Annotated in this window: 12 protein-coding genes and 1 pseudogene; 7 read left to right on the top strand and 6 right to left on the bottom strand. The window is 56.6% G+C overall.

Going from position 1 to position 17,565, the window contains the following annotated elements; all coding sequences use genetic code 11:
• Positions 1-99 precede the first annotated feature (99 nt).
• The 5 genes from NVV94_RS04535 to tnpC all read left to right on the top strand — a co-directional run bounded on the left by NVV94_RS04535 (position 100) and on the right by tnpC (position 7,193).
• Positions 100-1,245 (top strand): tyrosine-type recombinase/integrase, encoded by a 1,146-nt coding sequence (locus NVV94_RS04535; protein WP_258446045.1) that lies wholly within the window; start codon positions 100-102, stop codon positions 1,243-1,245.
• Complete coding sequence (locus NVV94_RS04530) at positions 1,245-2,921, top strand: hypothetical protein (RefSeq protein WP_258446044.1); 1,677 nt, start codon at positions 1,245-1,247, stop codon at positions 2,919-2,921. The genes NVV94_RS04535 and NVV94_RS04530 overlap by 1 nt, the downstream gene beginning before the upstream one ends.
• Positions 2,918-4,816, top strand: coding sequence for an integrase (locus NVV94_RS04525; protein WP_258446043.1), 1,899 nt, complete (start codon positions 2,918-2,920; stop codon positions 4,814-4,816). Before NVV94_RS04530 ends, NVV94_RS04525 begins: the two co-directional genes overlap by 4 nt.
• On the top strand, positions 4,813-5,148 hold the full coding sequence (locus tag NVV94_RS04520; protein WP_258446042.1) for a TetR family transcriptional regulator: 336 nt from the start codon (positions 4,813-4,815) through the stop codon (positions 5,146-5,148). Before NVV94_RS04525 ends, NVV94_RS04520 begins: the two co-directional genes overlap by 4 nt.
• Positions 5,149-5,564: 416 nt before the next feature.
• Positions 5,565-7,193 (top strand): IS66 family transposase, encoded by a 1,629-nt coding sequence (tnpC, locus tag NVV94_RS04515; protein WP_258446041.1) that lies wholly within the window; start codon positions 5,565-5,567, stop codon positions 7,191-7,193.
• Positions 7,194-7,371: 178 nt separating this feature from the next.
• Here the strand turns inward: tnpC and NVV94_RS04510 are convergent.
• Both NVV94_RS04510 and NVV94_RS04505 read right to left on the bottom strand, forming a co-directional pair.
• Positions 7,372-8,534, bottom strand: a protein-coding gene (locus NVV94_RS04510; RefSeq protein WP_258443255.1) for an IS3 family transposase whose coding sequence is annotated in 2 segments (ribosomal slippage) — positions 7,372-8,279 and positions 8,279-8,534 — 1,164 coding nt in all. Because the reading frame shifts where the segments join, the coding sequence is not laid out codon by codon here.
• 580 nt (positions 8,535-9,114) lie between these two features.
• Positions 9,115-10,482, bottom strand: a complete 1,368-nt coding sequence (locus NVV94_RS04505) for a PDZ domain-containing protein (protein WP_258446040.1) — start codon at positions 10,480-10,482, stop codon at positions 9,115-9,117.
• A gap of 213 nt (positions 10,483-10,695) precedes the next feature.
• On the opposite strand from NVV94_RS04505, the gene NVV94_RS04500 reads away from it, so the two are divergent.
• The gene (locus tag NVV94_RS04500) at positions 10,696-11,016 is read left to right on the top strand and encodes a TetR family transcriptional regulator (protein ID WP_408733477.1); all 321 of its coding nucleotides are present in this window, start codon (positions 10,696-10,698) and stop codon (positions 11,014-11,016) included.
• 339 nt (positions 11,017-11,355) lie between these two features.
• Here the strand turns inward: NVV94_RS04500 and NVV94_RS04495 are convergent, their stop codons facing one another.
• On the bottom strand, positions 11,356-12,891 hold the full coding sequence (locus NVV94_RS04495) for a hypothetical protein (RefSeq protein ID WP_258446039.1): 1,536 nt from the start codon (positions 12,889-12,891) through the stop codon (positions 11,356-11,358).
• Positions 12,892-13,146: 255 nt separating this feature from the next.
• Between NVV94_RS04495 and NVV94_RS04490 the strand changes: the two genes are divergently transcribed.
• Positions 13,147-15,252, top strand: a complete 2,106-nt coding sequence (locus tag NVV94_RS04490) for a hypothetical protein (protein ID WP_258446038.1) — start codon at positions 13,147-13,149, stop codon at positions 15,250-15,252.
• A gap of 456 nt (positions 15,253-15,708) precedes the next feature.
• Here NVV94_RS04490 and NVV94_RS04485 read toward each other — a convergent pair whose 3' ends face one another.
• The 3 genes and pseudogenes from NVV94_RS04485 to NVV94_RS04475 all read right to left on the bottom strand — a co-directional run.
• Positions 15,709-16,329 (bottom strand): tyrosine-type recombinase/integrase, encoded by a 621-nt coding sequence (locus NVV94_RS04485; RefSeq protein WP_258446037.1) that lies wholly within the window; start codon positions 16,327-16,329, stop codon positions 15,709-15,711.
• A gap of 419 nt (positions 16,330-16,748) precedes the next feature.
• Positions 16,749-17,174, bottom strand: coding sequence for a structural protein (locus tag NVV94_RS04480; RefSeq protein ID WP_258446036.1), 426 nt, complete (start codon positions 17,172-17,174; stop codon positions 16,749-16,751).
• Positions 17,175-17,362: 188 nt separating this feature from the next.
• A pseudogene (locus NVV94_RS04475) lies at positions 17,363-17,560 on the bottom strand (helix-turn-helix domain-containing protein); the annotation flags it as partial.
• Between the last annotated feature and the right edge of the window lie 5 nt (positions 17,561-17,565).

Genomic DNA, 17,565 nt, shown 5'->3' with positions numbered 1-17,565 from the left:
ACAAACAAGGAGTTAAATAGCTTCAGACGCTATGGCTTAAGCCTCTGACTCTGAGTCCTTTCGAGAAGGATTTTTGATTCATCAGAGGGGGGCGAGCTGATGGAGCTTGTTTGGGCTACCGAAGATTTGGTGATTGCAGGGCGTCCGTATACCGGCTTTCCGATCCTGCTTTGGGACACAATGCAAAGTTGTGTTCCCGCCAATGATTTCCTTCGTCATTACCTTCTGCGCGGGACCATAGGGTCGACAAAGTCTTGGCCAAGCACTGGCCGTGCGCTGTACGACTTCTTCAGCTTCCTCCAGGCACATGACATCGATTGGCGCGATGTTGACCGTGGCGAGGCCAAGAGCATTGTCGCTGCCTACCGGGACTTCTGTCTGGTCGAGTGCAAGTTAGCCCTCTCAACGACGCGGCAACGGTTGCACTACATCTGCAAGTTCTACGAATACGCACAAACACAGGGATGGGTGATCAGTCTGCCGTTTAGCTATGAAGAGCGGACGGTCAAACGCGAGGTCGGGTTCCTCGCCCACATCGATGCCAGTGGCGGTAAGGCCATGGCAAACGACGTGATGCCGCGTGCGCATAGGACGTTGCCGAAGTTTTTGAGCATGGATGAGATCAAGGCGCTCTTACAGGCCGCCGAGAATCCCCATCACCGAATGATGATCCGGCTCGGGTTACAAAGCGGCCTGCGTCGAGAGGAAATCGCCACGTTCCCACTGGCTTACATCTTCGATCCCGATAAAACCGGCAGGCGTGAGTGCAACATTCGGATTCGACTCGATCCGCACGATGGCCATGGCATGCTGACGAAAGGCAGTAAGGCACGCGACATCTACGTCAGTCGCCGCTTTCTCTCCGATCTGCATCGTTACGTGGTCCAGATTCGCGGTGAGCGGAGCTCTCTAAGCCAAGCAAAGTACGACCCACTGTTCCTCAACCAGTTTGGGGAGCCCCTCTCCAATGATGGAAAGGGCATCGAGCGCATCGTCCGCAATATCGGCAAGAAGGTCGGCATCAATGTTCATCCCCACATGCTGCGCCACACCTATGCCACCCATACCCTGGTTGCCCTACAACGCAATCGCGGCGACGTAGAACCGCTAGTTTTCGTACAACGGCAACTCGGCCATAGCTCCATCCAGACAACGATAGTGTACCTGCATTTGATTAACGAATTGGCCGATGGCGCGGTGCTGGCCTACGACGACGAACTCAGTGACAGTTTGGAGACGGCCTGATGGGCAAGCGCAAAATCTACGTCAGAACCGATCTCAGCATTCCGCAGGTCGAGCACCGCCTTGATCAGCAAGGGCATGTCCCCACGCTTCCCGAAGCCATTCCTCCAGCAAGAACCCTAGTCGCATTTGGACGAAATACTACTAGTGCCCGAAACTTCGATTTTGCACCCTGGTACGGTACAGATATTGATCCGATTACCTATGCCTGCCAGAGGCAGGTTGAGCGCTTCTTGGCCGGGCGGGATACTACGATCGAAGTCAGTACAGTGGTCTCCTATTGCCGCAATGGTTTGTGCAACTTTTTCGACTATCTAGTGCTGCGTGCCACCGCCCTCGGGCGCGAATTGGCTCTGACCGACATCGACCGTGAACTGATAGACGGCTATCTCGGCCATCTCACTGGCCAAGAGCTGTCTTCAACCACCCAGAAGACCGTCTATACGCTCACAAAGTCCGTACTCCAGGCGCTCGGCCAACGTGGACTGATTGTCTTAGTCACCGCAGGTGACGCGGCAACCTTCCCGCGCAACCCCTTCCCGAACAGCAACCGAAAAAAACAGGGCGAGATCCCGCTTCCGAAGGGCCAGCGCCAATCGTTCGCGGCGGCTGTCAAACAGGCGGTCATGCCAATCTGGCGCGACGACGTGCCTCTAACCAGTGAGCTGTTAGCCTATGCCTTACTGATCGTGGCATTGCACACGGGACGCAATACCACCCCCCTGCTGGAGATGGAGCGCGATTGTTTACGCGCCCACCCCAAGGATAACAGCACCTTCCTGATCCTGTGGAAACGGCGCGGGCACAACACCAGCAAAGTCGTCCTTCGAGGCGAAAGCACGAACGAGCGCCTTCTGGAGTCCACACCGACCATCAAGATCAACGTCGAACGTCTGATACGGCACGTGATCAACCGCACCGAGCCGCTACGCGCTGAGGCTCCCCACGACCTTAAGGATCACGTCTGGATGTATCGGTCACGCGGCAACAAAGGAATAGGACAGGTCACTGCAATGTCTGATTCGGTATTGGGATATGCCATTCAGAAGCTTGTGACCGACTACAGGCTCACAGACAGCGATGGCCAGCCATTGCGGATCAACATCTCACGCCTGCGCAAGACCTTCGCCAACCGCATCTTCGAGTTATTGGATGGTGACCTGACGACTACTGCAATTGCCCTTGGCAACACGCCTCTGGTGGCCGGACGAAACTATCTGCTGCCGGACGAGGATGCCAAGCGCAACTGGCGGTTCATGGGCGACGTCATGGTCGACGAACTGCTGACTCACACTATAGGCAGAACCTATAAGACGCCTATGGGACGCTGTAGCGATCCAGTAAATGGCCAGTACGCCCCCAAGCGAGAAGGCGCTACCTGCATGAATTTCCTCAACTGCCTTCGCTGCCGGCATTACGCGGTGACGGAAAACGACCTGTACAAACTATTCAGTTTCTACTTCCGCGTGTTCGCCGAGCGCATGCACATAGTCAAGAGGCGCTGGATACGAGAGTACGCGCACATCCCTCGGCTGATTGACAATTACATCGTGGCTGAGGGTCTGAGGCGTGGAGTCTTCAAACTCGCAGCCGTAGAGGCCGCTCGTGAGCGAGCTCGCATCGAGCCACACCCCTTCTGGTCGTTCGATTTAGTACCGCACTTGGAGGTCTTCGCATGAGCAATAATGCTGTGGTTTCACTGCCTTGGGCGTACGTCGAGTCGCAGCCTGGAGATGTTCGGGAATTACCAGAGAGCCAGTGCGATGCCCTTATCGTGAGCGCCATCCAGGTCGAGGGGCATTGGGTCATTCTCAGTCGCTACGGCGATGACTGTTGGCAGATAGGCGGTATGCCAACCAACACATGTGACTGTCGAAAACGCCTGAACTTCCAGCGCGTGCCCGCTGCATTCAGAGCAGTGATGAAAGCGATCATGTATCGCTATTTGCGGCGCGGCCGGGAGGGCCAGCAACGGCCGAAAGGGGGGGCACTGAACCATTTTTTCACTAATACAACGCTCTTCCTACGCTACTTAGACGACCTTACACTTACCCGCTTGGGACTGGTCACCCCCATTGTCTGCACAAATTACGCTGCTGAATGTCGGGAGTACCGCCAATCTAGCCAACGGAAAAACAAGCCGCTGTCTCAGGGAGGCCTTCAGCAGCGCTTCCGGGCCGTCGAAGCGCTCTACGAGTTGAGTCAATATACTCACGACCCAATCCCAGAGCATCCATGGCGTGAGACTTCTTCTACGACTATGGCTGGGTTGACCGGCAGTGGCGCACCCCGTAGGCAGGGAAGTAAGACGTCGCTGATACCGGATATGGTGTTCTGCGCTCTGTTCGAGAACGCCTACGAGCAAGTTCAGCGCGGCAAGCACCTGCTCGATCTACGCGATGCCGTCGGAGCTGTCGTAGCAGAGCGAACAGCACAAAAGCCTTGGGCTGTCATTGATGCTAAGAATCAACACCTCGCCGCCCTTGGCTGGGAAGACGGCTTGGCAGCGCTCAATCAATCACTCCTTAATCTGCGCACCGCCTGCTACATCGTACTGGCCTGCACTTCCGGGTGTCGCAACCACGAGTTGACCAATGTGCAGTTAGGTGCGCACCACCGCACAGAGGACGATGAAGGCACCATCTTCCACTGGATGCACTCCAAGTCCGATAAAACCGATACCGGGGTACACGACTGGATGATTCCCGAAGCAGCCGTGCGGGCTCTGCGTCTGATGGAGCGTTGGGCTGAACCTTACCAAGTCATCATCTCCGCAGAGATTGTCAAGCGACGCAGGATCAACCCATTCGACCCGGAAATCGCCCGTGCGCAGAAACATCGTCATGCGCTGTTCCTAGGATCAACCTCAAAAAAGGGCAACCAAGTTCGTACCCTGTCGAACAATTCATGGGATCGTTCCCTCAAGGCATTCAGCAAGGACGCAGGACTTGACTGGTCGCTTACCACCCACCAGTTTCGTCGCAAGTTTGCCAACTACGTGGCCCACAGCCAGTTCGGCGATCTACGTTACTTACGCGAGCATTTTGCGCACTGGGGCATGGACATGACTCTCGGCTATGCGATGGATGATGGCTGGGGCAGTCATCTTGACCTGGAATTGTACAATGACATCCAGACTGAACTTGAAGATATCAAGCTCGGCACTGTGGATAGCTGGCTGGGTGACGATAAGTTGGCTGGAGGTTATGGTCGCTCGATCAAACGGTGGCAGCGCGATCCAGCCAACCTTGCCCTCTTCAAGAACCACCAGACGATGGTGCTTTCGATTGCCGAGAGCACCGCAATCCGCAGCAACGGACATGCTTGGTGCACTGCCGACAATGATGGCTGCATAGGCAACACACTGGAGCGGACGCGCTGCGGCGACTGCAACAATGCCGTGATTGGGCGCAGCCATCTTGGCATCTACCGTCAGCTCTACGGCAACCTCAAGGAATTGCTGGAGTGCAGAGATATTGGCGAAAGTGGTCGTATGCGCGTTCTGCGCGACTTGGAACGCTGTCGCGATGTTTTCATGCAGCTTGGCTATGACCCAGAGAGCGGCGCAGCATGACAGTCAGACGGAAGCCCGCCGACGCCCGAGAAAAGGAGCTACTGCTCGCGCTCCACCGCATTGAGCGTGGTCGGGCAAAGACAGGTGAAAAGAAGGTTACCATCGCAGCCGTGGCACGTGAGGCGGGTGTTTCGGCGGCACTGATCCATAACTACTATCCGAACATCGCCGAGGCCATCCGTGAGGTTCAAGGACGCTCTAGCCGCGCTCAGCGCGATGTGAAGCACCAGGATCTACGTGCCGAGCGAGAGAAGGGCCGTGCTCTGCGTCTGGAAATAGAGGAGCTGCGCGCCAAGGTCGCCAGCCTTGCTTCTCTCTCAACGAAGTGCTGATAAACGAAAATCGGATGCTAAAAGCTAAGCAGAACGATCCTAGAGTGGTCAGTCTCCGCTCATGAGCTGAGTTGTACGCATAAAATTGTTTCCGCGAACCGAGAAGATTGGAGCAATGCAATGCCTACCAGCTACTACCTGGCGTGACTCGAAAACCTATCGTTATGTCTGGATTGGCACGCTCGCCGTATCCGTCCGGCCAAGTCATCTACCCAGCCCTGCAAAGCCAAGACATGGTGTGCACTTAAATTTAAGTGGGCACCAGTTCGAGCCTTTCAAGCGGGTATTTCATGCAACCACAACGCCGTTCCTACTCCAAATCCTTCAAAGTCCAAGTCATTCAAGAGTGCGCCCAGCCCGGCGCCTCGAACCGAAAGCGCGGCTGCCTGCGCCACCTTTCTGCGAGATCTGTTGCGATGATCCGCATCGACTCCATCTGGCTGGCGACGGAGCCCATGGACATGCGCGCCGGCACCGAAACCGCGCTGGCGCGGGTGGTCGCCGTGTTCGGTGCGGCGCAGCCGCACTGTGCTTATCTGTTTGCCAATCGTCGCGCCGCGCTGGCCGCGCAGTTGATGCAGCGCGTCGAGACGATGGACAAGCAAATCCATCGTCACCAAACGGTTATCGAGAAACTGACCCACGAGATCGCGCAGCTCAAACGCTTCAAATTTGCCAAGCGCAGCGAGCAATTAAGCCCGGATCAAGCCAGCCTGCTCGATGACCTGATCGACACTGACATCGCAGCCATCGAAGCCGAGCTTGCAGCTCTGCAACCGGCTCCCGTGCCGACCGAGGCTCGTCAAAAGCCCAAGCGTACGGCTTTGCCGCCGCAGTTTCCGCGCACCCTGATCCATCACGAACCGGACAACACGCAGTGCACCTGCGGCTGCGCCCTCAAGCGCATCGGCGAGGATGTCAGCGAGAAACTCGACTACACGCCGGGCGTGTTCACCGTCGAACGCCATATCCGTGGCAAGTGGGTCTGCGATCAGTGCGAAACCCTGATCCAGGCCCCGGTTCCGGCGCAGGTGATCGACAAGGGCATCCCGACAGCAGGCCTGCTGGCCCAGGTGATGATCGCCAAGTACGGTGATCATTTGCCGCTGTATCGTCAAGAAAAGATCTTTGCCCGGGCTGGCCTGGCCATCCCGCGCTCAACCCTGGCGCAGTGGGTCGGCACCTGCGGTGTGCAGTTGCAACCGCTGGTTGATGCGTTGCGCGAGGTGGTGCTTGGACACAACGTGGTGCACGCTGACGAAACGCCGGTACAGATGCTCACGCCGGGCGCGAAGAAAACTCACCGCGCCTATGTCTGGGCCTACGCTACCAGCTCGTTTGCCGACGTAAAGGCGGTTGTTTACGACTTCAGCCCCAGCCGCTCGGGTGAACATGCCCGCGCTTTCCTGCAAGACTGGAAGGGCCAACTGGTTTGCGACGATTTTGGTGGCTACAAGGCCAGCTTTGCACTCGGCGTCACCGAGATCGGCTGTATGGCTCATGCCCGGCGCAAGTTCTTCGAGCTGCACGTCACGAACAAAAGCCAGCTTGCCGAACAGGCCTTGCGCTACATCCAGGTGCTATACGAAATAGAGCATGAAGTCCGCGACCTCGCACCTGACGCTCGACGACGGATACGCCAGGAAAAAGCCGCGCCAGCGATGGATGCGTTGCATGCCTGGATGACCGCCCAGCGCCAGCTTGTGCACGATGGGGTGGCTATCGCCAAGGCTCTGGATTACAGCCTCAAGCGCTGGGCGGCGTTGTCACGCTATCTCGATGACGGCGCGGTACCCATAGATAACAACCACGCCGAGCAGCAGATAAGGCCGTGGGCGCTGGGTCGCAAGAACTGGCTCTTTGCCGGGTCGTTGCGCAGCGGCAAACGTGCGGCGGCACTGATGAGCCTGATCCAGTCGGCCAAGCTCAACGGGCATGATCCGTACGAATACTTGAAGAACGTACTGGCGCGGCTGCCGACGCAGCGGGCGAGCCAGATCGCCGAGCTGTTGCCACATAATTGGATGCCGTTACGCAACCTGTAATGCCCATTCGCTTACCGCTCGCCGACACAACGTCCCGTAACTGATCGACACTGACCACGTATCTAGTTTCTGCTTGGTGCACCTGGGTAAAGCCGCATCGGGTCCCAACTGATGACCTATCCTGAACCGACTCCCCCACGGCTTCCGCGCCCCTTACGATAGAGTAACTATGTAGTGGTCAACTAATCCCGGACACGACGTTAAGTTTTTCTTCGGCCTGAGCTGGCGCCAGCCCACCGTTGAATTGATGGGGGCGAATCCAGTTGTACCGATGCATCAAGAAATGGCTGATATCGCGCTGGGCTTCTTGAGCAGTTCGGTAGCCCATGGTCGGTATCCATTCAGTTTTCACGCTGCGAAACACACGCTCCATCGGCGCATTGTCCCAGCAATTACCCCGGCGGCTCATGCTCTGGCGCATGCGATAACGCCACAGCCGCTGGCGAAATAAACGACTCCCATACTGCGACCCTTGATCCGAGTGAAACAGCAGGCCCTGAGGTCTTCCTCGTTGCTCATAGGCCATATCCAGTGCCTTGATAACCAGCTCGGCGTCCGGCTTTTCCGACAATGCCCAACCCACTATCCGGCGCGCGCAAAGATCTAGCACAACAGCCAGATAATGCCATTTCCCTTGGGCCCAAATGTAGGTGATGTCGCCGCACCACACTTGGTTGGGGGCCGAGACATCGAACTCCCGATTCAAGATGTTCGGGATATCCAACCGTTCGACCGTCGCTCGTTTATAGGCATGAGAACCTGGCTGTTTGCTCACGAGGTCAAGCTCACGCATCAAGCTGCGTACCTTAAATCGCCCCAGTTGCTCGCCGTCTTCACGCATGATCGACAAGATGCTGCGGCTGCCCGCAGCACTACGACTTTCTGTGAACAGTTCATTGACCCGACTGCGCAGCCGAAGCCGCTCAATATCAGGAGTCCGGCGCCTGAGACGCTGGGCGTAGTAACACGAGCGGGTGACTTCAAACACTTTGCACAGCCAATCAATCGGCTCGTGGACGCTAAGCTGATTGATCAGCGCGTACGCTCGTGATCTTCCGACATCAAGAGCGCGGTAGCCTTTTTTAGTATCGATTTTTCCCGTTCAAGGCGGGCGATCCGGACTTCCAGTTCCTGGATTTTCTGCTGCTCCGGGGTCAGCGCTTTGCTTAGCGGGGTGACACCTTGGCGCTCCTTCTGAACCTGCTCAACCCAGCGGCGTAGTGCCGACTCGCCGACGCCGAGTGAACGACTGGCTTCGATGTAGCTGTAGTTTTGCTTGAGCACGAGGTCGGCAGCCTCGCGTTTGAATTCAGCGGAAAAGGAACGGCGTTGTTTGGTCATTTGACACCTCGATCTGGCGAGCATTCTCGCCTAAATGGGTGTCCGGTTTCATTAGACCACTACAGTCTTGCCATGGGCACTAAGCGCATTGACTGAGATATCGGAAGGGCACCCGGAATGGATCACTTCTAGCTGTTACTCACTGCTTAATGTTGGACTGAAAATCATGTTGTCTGAACTGACCTATGTGGAGCGTCCGGATGGCACCGGCATACCGGATGACAGCGTTCCCGTTTTACGGTTCGGCTGCGTCAGGCTCGCGCGAGCGCTGCGAGTTAGCACTTTTTTTAGGGCCGAGGATGCTTGTGGGCACTGGTTAAAGGAGGCGAGTACTGATCCGCTGCCAGAACTTAGATTCATAAGAGCGTGAGCTCGCTCTATGAAAGTGCACCACCGTATTTGAAGCAGTAGAGCTCCCTCCCCCGGCTGCTGGGGGGGCGTCATAACAGTGTCCGCTTCAGCCGATATAAGCAGCAGTGTCCATATGACCTATAGCCAAGCTGGACAGTCTGGGCGATCGACTGGCCCTGCTGGACAAGCATTTTCCCAGCAAGCCTGATCTGCCCGGCGTTGCGGCCTTTCAGATGGGCATGATCGAGGCTTGCAGCCGCGGACCGCGGAACCGCGCGGTCGCCTTGACCGCTCTGCCGTCGATGATGCGGACATAGGTCACCGTCCGCTCCGGCTGCGCTGCAGTCGCTTGGATCGCGTCCTCGTACTCGATCATCCCGCCGACCCTTCGGCCGTCGATTGCGATGATGATATCCCCTGCTTGCAGCCCGGCCTGACGTGCCGCCCCGCCAGGATCGATTTCGTAGATATAGACGCCGCCGCGGCCGCCCTTGCCAAGAGCGAGCTCGTTGAGCGAGCGGGTGAACACCATGGCGGCCGCTGCGTAGGGCGCGGCCCCGGGATCGGTCTCGGAGAAGAGGACGCCGTAGAGTTCGAAGGCGCGGACAGCCTGATCGGTATGGCCGAGCTGCCGAACCGAGATGGCCTTGCCGATCACTTCGCTCCAGCTATCGCCAGGGCTAATCTCCAGCTCCTGTATAAGCGATGCATAGTTGGCGAGCTCCTGTTGGAGTTTCGTCTCCTCTTGGGAGACGAGCCTCCCCTTCTCCTCGACATAGTGCGCGAGGCGGTCAACTGCCGCCTGCATGCGTGCGTCTATCTCGGCCGCCAGTGGGACATCTCGAGGGTTCAACTGCGTCAAGCCGCCCAGCGAGGCTGCAAGATTCGCCTGTTGGTCGGCCGGTATCGGCAGCAGAAGGCGAAGGCCTTGAAGGTGCGCCATCTCGGTCTTGACCTCGACGCCATCGACACGAAGACGCAATTCCTCCTTGAGCTCCGCCGGTCGATAGATCGCTTGCCGAAGTGCCCGCAGAAGCGCGTCTGACTCGGCAACCACCTCGTTTAGTGCGCTGTAGTAGGCGACTACAGCCGCAGAGCCGATCTCCAGTTCGTTTAATAGGGCTACGAGGTTCGCCGCGCGATCGACATGGAGGGGCGTACCGGCCCAAGCGGCCTGAAGACCGCTCAACCGCTGCTCGGCCATCAGCTTCGTATAGCCAGAACCTAAGTGGGAGAGGGCCGGTGCCACCTTCTCGCGCATCGCGGCGACCTCCGAATCCCAGCCGCTCGGCGCCATGGCCCGGTACATCAGCACGAGACGGCTGTCGAGAGCCCGAGCGTTGGCGATGATCTCTGCCGTCAGCCTTTCCTGCGCGCGAGTCTGCCTTTCTTCCTCCTTCCTCGCGTCGACCAGCCGCTCCGTGCCGGCGAGGACGAGGGCGAGGCCTAACAGTAGGGCGCCGACGCCGATCAGTTGCGCCTTCGGCAAATCGACGAGTCGCCAACCGGCGATCTCCAGGAGCGGAAGAGTGATCCCGATCACGGCAGACAGGCCGGCCAAGACCTTTAGAATCAGAGACAGTGTTTCCCAGCCCATCTGTTCTTCCTTCCTGTGGAACCCGAGATTGAACGACAGCTGAAGGCGAAGACGAGAGGCGATCGCTTCATTCTTCCCGAGGCATTCGCCATGCTTAAGGAGACGCTGATTTATTCAGAAGTCCAGTTGATGCCCCCTGATAAATCAAGGCCTGCAGGGAGCTAATCAGTGCCTCCTTAAGTGCGTCCGGAGTATGGGGGAAAACAAACTCTAATTCGGCTTACGTTGGTTTTCAGTTCCATTGCTACCCAAACCCCTGTTACACCGGGTCTCATCCATAATACCTACCCAGCGGTGGCAGAGAAAATTCGCAATCTCATGGGCAAGTCGGTGCGCGCCCAGCGTGATTCGAAGCACCAGGCGTTGATGAGCGAGAAGGAGAAAAGCAGGGCGCTCCGTGCGGAAAACGACCAACTCTTAGAGGAGCTAGCCCGCATTGCTTCTGTAAACCAGCGCCTGCTGTTCGAAATGGCTGAGTTGAAAGCAGTCTCCAGCGGAAAGGTTGTCGCTTTGGCCCCGAAACCCGGCAGATAGCCCCTATTGGCATTTGACAGTCCAGAGCTGATCTAACCGGGTTGTGTAGCCAGGATAAGCATCTCGCGCTTCCCCCCCTCTGGGGTCGCTGGGACACGACCCGGTCGCATCGAAATTGCACTCCACTTGAGGTCCAAATGTGAGTTATGGCTGCGTTCGTCACGATACGAACAAATTCGGCGGCATGATGGCATAAGGCCGCGCCAATGATTGCAATCTTTTTGTTTGGCTAAACGGATGCCCGCTTTTGGCCGAAAGCGAGCTGTGGCAACAACCTGCACGAGCAACTGGCCTGCAGGGCTAGCCTCGGCCTCATCGCGTCGTACCTTGGGCCAGAGGTCATTTTGCGATCTTGTAGCGAACCTTCTGGGTCAAGACTTCGTTGCCGACCTTGTACGCCGCGATCATGTCGTAGGTACCCACCGTGCGCGCCGAGGCCGCCACGGTAAAACAGGTGTTGTTGGGTGTGGTTTTGCCAGCATTTTTGCTGATGTCGCCGGCTGGCAATTGCTGGGGCACGTTATTGCTGTCCACGCGGTAGAAACTTGCCACGACATCAGTGACGGCATGCGAGTGGTGCACGCAGTACTCATCGTCACCCGTAGTGGGGGAGAAGTCGCCACTGGCAGCCAGCGGGGAGACGAAAGTGACACCGGAACTGCTCATGCGCTCGGTCTCGCGGGCATCTTCCAACGCCTGCCTGGCAGTCTGGTAATCCTGGCTGAAGGCAATCGGCCCGCCGCGAACCTTGATCATTTTCTGGATGGAGGTTTCTGCCTGGGTCAACAGTTTGCGTTTCTGCCAGAGCGAGGCGTCACCGCCTTTGACGATGGACAGGGCGAGCCAGGTTTTGTCAGCGAAGAGCTCGGGCTCGGGAGCTGGGGCCCGTGCGGGCTGCACGGGTGGTTTCTTGGTGAGTTTGTGATCGACATAGTCCAGATCATCGCTCTTGATCTCTGCCAGCGAGGGGCCGTCGGGTGTATCCGCCCAGCCACGGCGCACGGCAGTGGGAACCAACATGGCGATATCGCCGATCCAGGCGAAGGGGTTCCAGGAACGGCCTTCATTCGTCATCTGTAGATAGCAATTGGCCGGAACGCAGTGCTCCTGGTTGATCAGCACGTAGTCCCCCACGTTCAGCGGAATGTAGGAGCCATTGTGGTCCATGTTCGGCAACTGACCGGCGTTGCCGGTGAAGTTGATGTCGATCTCCATGACCACATCATCTTTGTTCAGGCTCAGCAGGCTCTTGGCAATTTCCTTGGCGAAGGCTTGCTCCGAAGCCGTGACTGGGTTGGCCAGGGAAAGCGTCTGGGTCACGGACTGGATGAAGTCGAGGAATGCGGCAGAGTTCTGGTTCTCGCCCTGGTCGTACTCGATCACCGTAAGCCTCATGTTGAGGTGGTCGGCGTCGAGAGTTTTCGGGCCGTAGAGCAGCTTGTTGAGGAAGGGGGTACTGGCTTTGTCGGACACGCCGAAATAAGGGCCCAGTACACGGGTAACTGTATCGGAATCGTTGCCTGCGCTGGTTTCGGTGAACTCGGCAACCACCACCACCTCATTAACACCGCCCATGTCTTTCAGGTATTTGAAATAGCCATCGCTGAGATAGATGGCGAATACATCAGCGTTGGTTTTATCAGTACCGGCCTTGCGGATGGTCAAGTGGGGATCGACGGCGTTCCTGAATAGTGTCTTGTTGAATACCACCGTGCCCGCAGCCGATGCTACGGGAGGCGTTGCAGGCTTGGCTGCATCCGATTTGCGATAGACCTGTGTGGTGCCCGTGGGCACCGAAATACAGCTGGCCAGCAGTAAACAGGTCGCCAGCACGGGGAGGATGTGCAAATCGCGTGCAAGAACGAAACGCTTCATCACACACCTCTCCTTGATTCATTCTGCATAACATCAAAATGATGGCTTCACGCGATTTCAAGAAGTGTATAGCGGACTTTTGAAAGCGCAAGCAACCGGCGCCACATCGAATCAGGATGTGCCGAACTTGCAGATTCGCGTTGCCTGAGCTTTGCTCACTTTCAAGGTGTATGCGGTAACCGACGATGTAGGCATGAGTGTATTGGACGCATCTTCAAGCTCATTGTTCTGAGTCCTTTGGGAAGGTGTTCCTCCATGAGTAAGTTCTCTCTATCAATTCTTGGTATCGCTGCCCTTGCAACCACGATGGTAACCGTAATTGCTGGCTGCTCCGGTGCGTTCGATCGAATCGCCGACACTGTATTAGCCAACGAAGTGCGCTTTGACGATCAAGAGACCCCACGAACGGCTTACGCCATTTCCGCTTCCGCTGATGAGGTGCAGTCAGTGGGAGGGCAAGGCAGCGGCCTGAGTTGCAGCTTGCCGCTTGGTACTCAGACGTTGGCGTTTACCCGTGGCAGCGAACAGGCCCCCATTGCATTGCAAATGCGTCAAGCCTGCGCCTTCCATGATTATTGCTATCGCCACGGCAACGCGACATACGGTTACAGTCAGGCCGATTGCGATTTCATGTTGCAACAGCAGGCCTTTCGCCTGTGCAAGTACATCACACCCAGTGCGAGTATCAGCGAATGTGAGACCAATGCGCGCAAGGTCACCATTGGCGTGCGCCTGGGCGGATTCGGCAGTTTCAAACGTGCGCGGGCGTTGGAAGACGCGAAGGCCTCCACTTTTATGGAGTTCGACCCTTACCCGGTGCGAGCCAATACCCATCAGGTCGTACGAATCGCAGATGCGCCGCGCCAGTGGGTACGCGAGGGGCTGCTGACCAAGGCCGCTTACCACTTCGATATCCGCCCTTCAGGGAGCCGGGTGCATGTTCTTGGCTGGAAGCCCGGCGGCAGCATGGTCTGTTCCAGCTTCGAACTGCCAGCTTCATACAATGCCATCAACGGCCCGCCAATGGTGGTGCGTGACTCGCCTCGGGGAGAAGACTGGTTCGTTTGGTGGAGGCGCGACCAACTGACGAATACGTATGGCGAGTTCGCGATTCTTCCGCCCGGCCGGGCCACGCGCCAGGACTGGGTCGAGGCTGCAGGCGGTTTTACACCGCGCAAACCCGCAGGGCATTGCGAGCACAGGGAAATGTGGAGCGATGCATCTGCCGCCCAGTTGCTGGCCTTCGTTATCAAGAACCGCAATTTCAAGTTTTCCGAGTTGCACCCTGTCAACGGGGCTGACACGCCGGGAGTGGTGCGCCTGATGGGCCTGAGTACCCATTCGTGCAGCTCAAACAAAGCCATCAAGGACCGCTCGCCGTGCGTGGTGGACGTAGCATTTGACACCAGGCTGCGCCAACTTCACGAAGAGCCTGGGGCCCGGCACCTGTATCGCGTTACGGAGCGCAATTGCAGAAAAGACAAGTCGGAAGGCCCGCGCACGGATACCTGCGACCGCTATCGCAACTATGTGGGGGCACCATTTGTGGTTGCGCACGCTACCCCGCCTTCCTTGATCTGGACACGCCGAGGTAGCGGTAATGGCGATGGCTATGAGGAAGGTGCCAGGGTGCGGCATTACACAGTCGGCAAGCCTGGCGAGGATGTCGCCACCGACCTCGGAGAAAAGACACTAACGGCTTTTCCCGAGTCCATGGAGCCGGCGTTCATTACTAATGCGACATCGGCCAACCCAACCTTTGTGAGCCTTGTAGCTGGCCAGGACGGTGTGCAATTGCGTGCTCAAGCTGCAGTGCCCAAGGGCGAGCAGTCTGTGACAGCTACGCTAGAATGCTTGCGCAATGCACCGACCTCATGGTTGCACCGCCCTACCTACCTGGTGCCAGATCCCCACGACGCGAACCGCAGCTACATGGTGTTCTCCCGAGTGCGACTCAAGGATATGCAGAACAAGGTGCTCGCACAGGCCGCCGAACTGGACGTCGCCGTGGCCACATTGGTTGGGGGGGCATGTTCTGCTTCTGCAGTTAGCGAGTTCACCTTCCCTGATTTTTTCAAATACTTTGCTGAACAGGAGGAACTGGATGCACTCGTTGCTGCCAACAAAGCGCCCGGTAATGCCGACCCGGTGGCGCTTGGTCAATATGCCGAGCGGGTACGCGGCGGCCAGATGATTTTGGCTGATATCACTGGTGATGGTGTCCCGGATCTGGTGCAGATTGCCGAGATAAAGAAGGAGGGTCGTTTCCGTGCCGGTTTACTGAAGGGCACTCTGAACACTTCAGGTTTGCGGTTCAGTGAGCTCTCTGAACAATTATCCTGGACCGGGTCGGGTGATTAAGGCGCGGCCAACGACTAGCGTCACACCTTGCCTTTGGCGAAAGTGCCGCCCTTTGTAAACACCGAGTCCCCCACTGAGTGAGCTTAAGCCTGCGCGCCACACTTGGCGCGCGGGCAATCCTCAAGCGGCGCAGGGCCGCTCCTGCACAAATGGCATCCCGCAACGGCGCTGCCCACGCTGAAATCGAAGGGAATTCCAGGTACCCCGACCTCATGCATGCTCGCGAGCTGCGCTTGCTAAACGTCCGCTATGGGTCGAGGCTGTGTAAAAACGTTTTCGATCGGTACGCCTGAGCGGGAATCACCCGAAAAATCGTGTTCCTACGCAAATTTCAGGTCTGCTGAGCAGCCGATCGTCAGTAGATTTCGCGTAGGAACGCATGCATCAACACCGGCAGCGCATTTTCACACAGCCTGGGTCGATAGCGACGGTTTAGTTGCGACCGTCGCTGAAAAATTACACCTCCGTCTGCTCAGCCATTTCCAGGGCATCATCGACCTCGATTCCCAGGTATCTGACGGTGCTTTCAAGCTTCGTATGACCAAGCAGGAGTTGGATTGCTCTCAGGTTCTTCGTCCTGCGATAGATCAGCGATACTTTCGTTCTCCGTAGCGTGTGAGTACCGTACATGGTTGGGTCAAGGCCAATGGCTGTCACCCAGGCTTTGACTATTCGAGCGTATTGCCTGGTGGATAGATGATCTGAGCCGTGCAACCGAGTCGGAAACAAGAAGTCCTCGCTGCGGAGGTGGGCCTGATGCATCCAGGCCTCCAGAACTGTTCGGGTTTGCTCAGTGATTTCAAATTGCACTGGGCGCTGAGTTTTCTGCTGCATCACGATCGCCCGTGACGACACATGTTCCCCATGGGCTATGTCTCGCACACGCAGCTTGTTTAAGTCACAGGCACGCAGCTTGCTGTCGATAGCCAAGTTAAAGAGAGCCAGATCCCGTGTCTTCTCCGCGAGCTGGAGTCTTACCCGGATGGCCCAGATATCCCTGACTCGGAGCGGCGCTTTCTGTCCGACAAGCTTTCCCTTGTTCCAAGGCTGATGGCTGCATGTAGCAATAGTGTTCATGGCTTGTCCTCCACATTGAGGGAGGACAAGGGTGGATCAGTCACGGTGCGTGGTCGCTATCCGATCCAAATCGGCCAGTCGTAACAAACAAAAAACGGCAAAAAGCGGACGCTCGAGAAAATTAACTAGTTTCATTTTTCATCCCAGACAACCGAATATGCGGCCGTAACTCCATTACTTTTCGCAATCACCATATTCCAAAACGATCGCAGAAGCTCACCCCGCAATGCTATCGAGCAAGCCTGACAAGGAAGGGCTATTGTTAAGGCTCATCGAGTCCAAAAAAGGGCGATGTCATGAAGCGTAGGGGGCATTGTTCTGTTTGCACTCAACCACTTTGCATCTGAGGTAACTTTTGCATGCGGACATCTTGATTTTGTCTGCAAACAGAGAGAGGGGCAATCTCATAGCGAGCATAATCACGTCATTGCCATATTTACACCTGCGTAGATTACATCACTACTATAAGGCATATCACCATTTTCATGATGAATGATGGCTGCCACCATGATTGCCAAAACCTGCGGATTGTGAAGGTTAATTTTTTCGCTTTGGCCAGTCGCCTGAGAAATTTGACTTTTAACAGCCCTAATGTAAGCCCCTGTCGCGTTTTCGTTGGATGGAGCCCAACGAGAAATTATCCCATCAACAGTATTAAGCCCATGCTTATCTTGATACACCAGCAAGAGCTTTGCCATGGCTCTGATACCGTTCTGAGGCGTATCGAAAACCGCAAACCTTGACTCTACTGACGGATCGTAGGGAAGCTGACCATGCCATTTATTATTAGAATTGTAATCTATGTTTCCCGGGTTATTATTTCGAATTCCACGTGGAATACCCATATCCAATCCTCTTTTTAGTGTGTGGCATACTGAAGCTTAGACGTAAGAAGCTGGAACATACTACCGTACGGCGGGATTTACACTATCTGCTACTGGGCAATCCACATGCTTTCTCCAGGCAAAAAAATGCCCGCTCTTGGCCGATTTCTGCCTGTGCTGACAGGCAGCTTGGGGTCGTTCTGAGCCACTCATTGGACTCTCTCCAGTAATTTCGCTCCGTCAGGCCGCAGCTCGCCCTTGGGCGAGACATGTCGATAGAGCGTCTGACGGGTAATACCCAGCTCTTCACACAAAACCGATACCTTGGTTTCCGACTGCCCCATGGCCGCCATCGCCAGGCGTAGTTTGGCAGCGGTCATCTTGAACGGGCGCCCCCCTTTTCTGCCGCACT

Origin of the sequence: Pseudomonas sp. LS1212 (genome assembly GCF_024741815.1) — a bacterium.
Classification (GTDB): domain Bacteria; phylum Pseudomonadota; class Gammaproteobacteria; order Pseudomonadales; family Pseudomonadaceae; genus Aquipseudomonas.
This window is presented reverse-complemented; position numbering and strand designations above follow the sequence as displayed.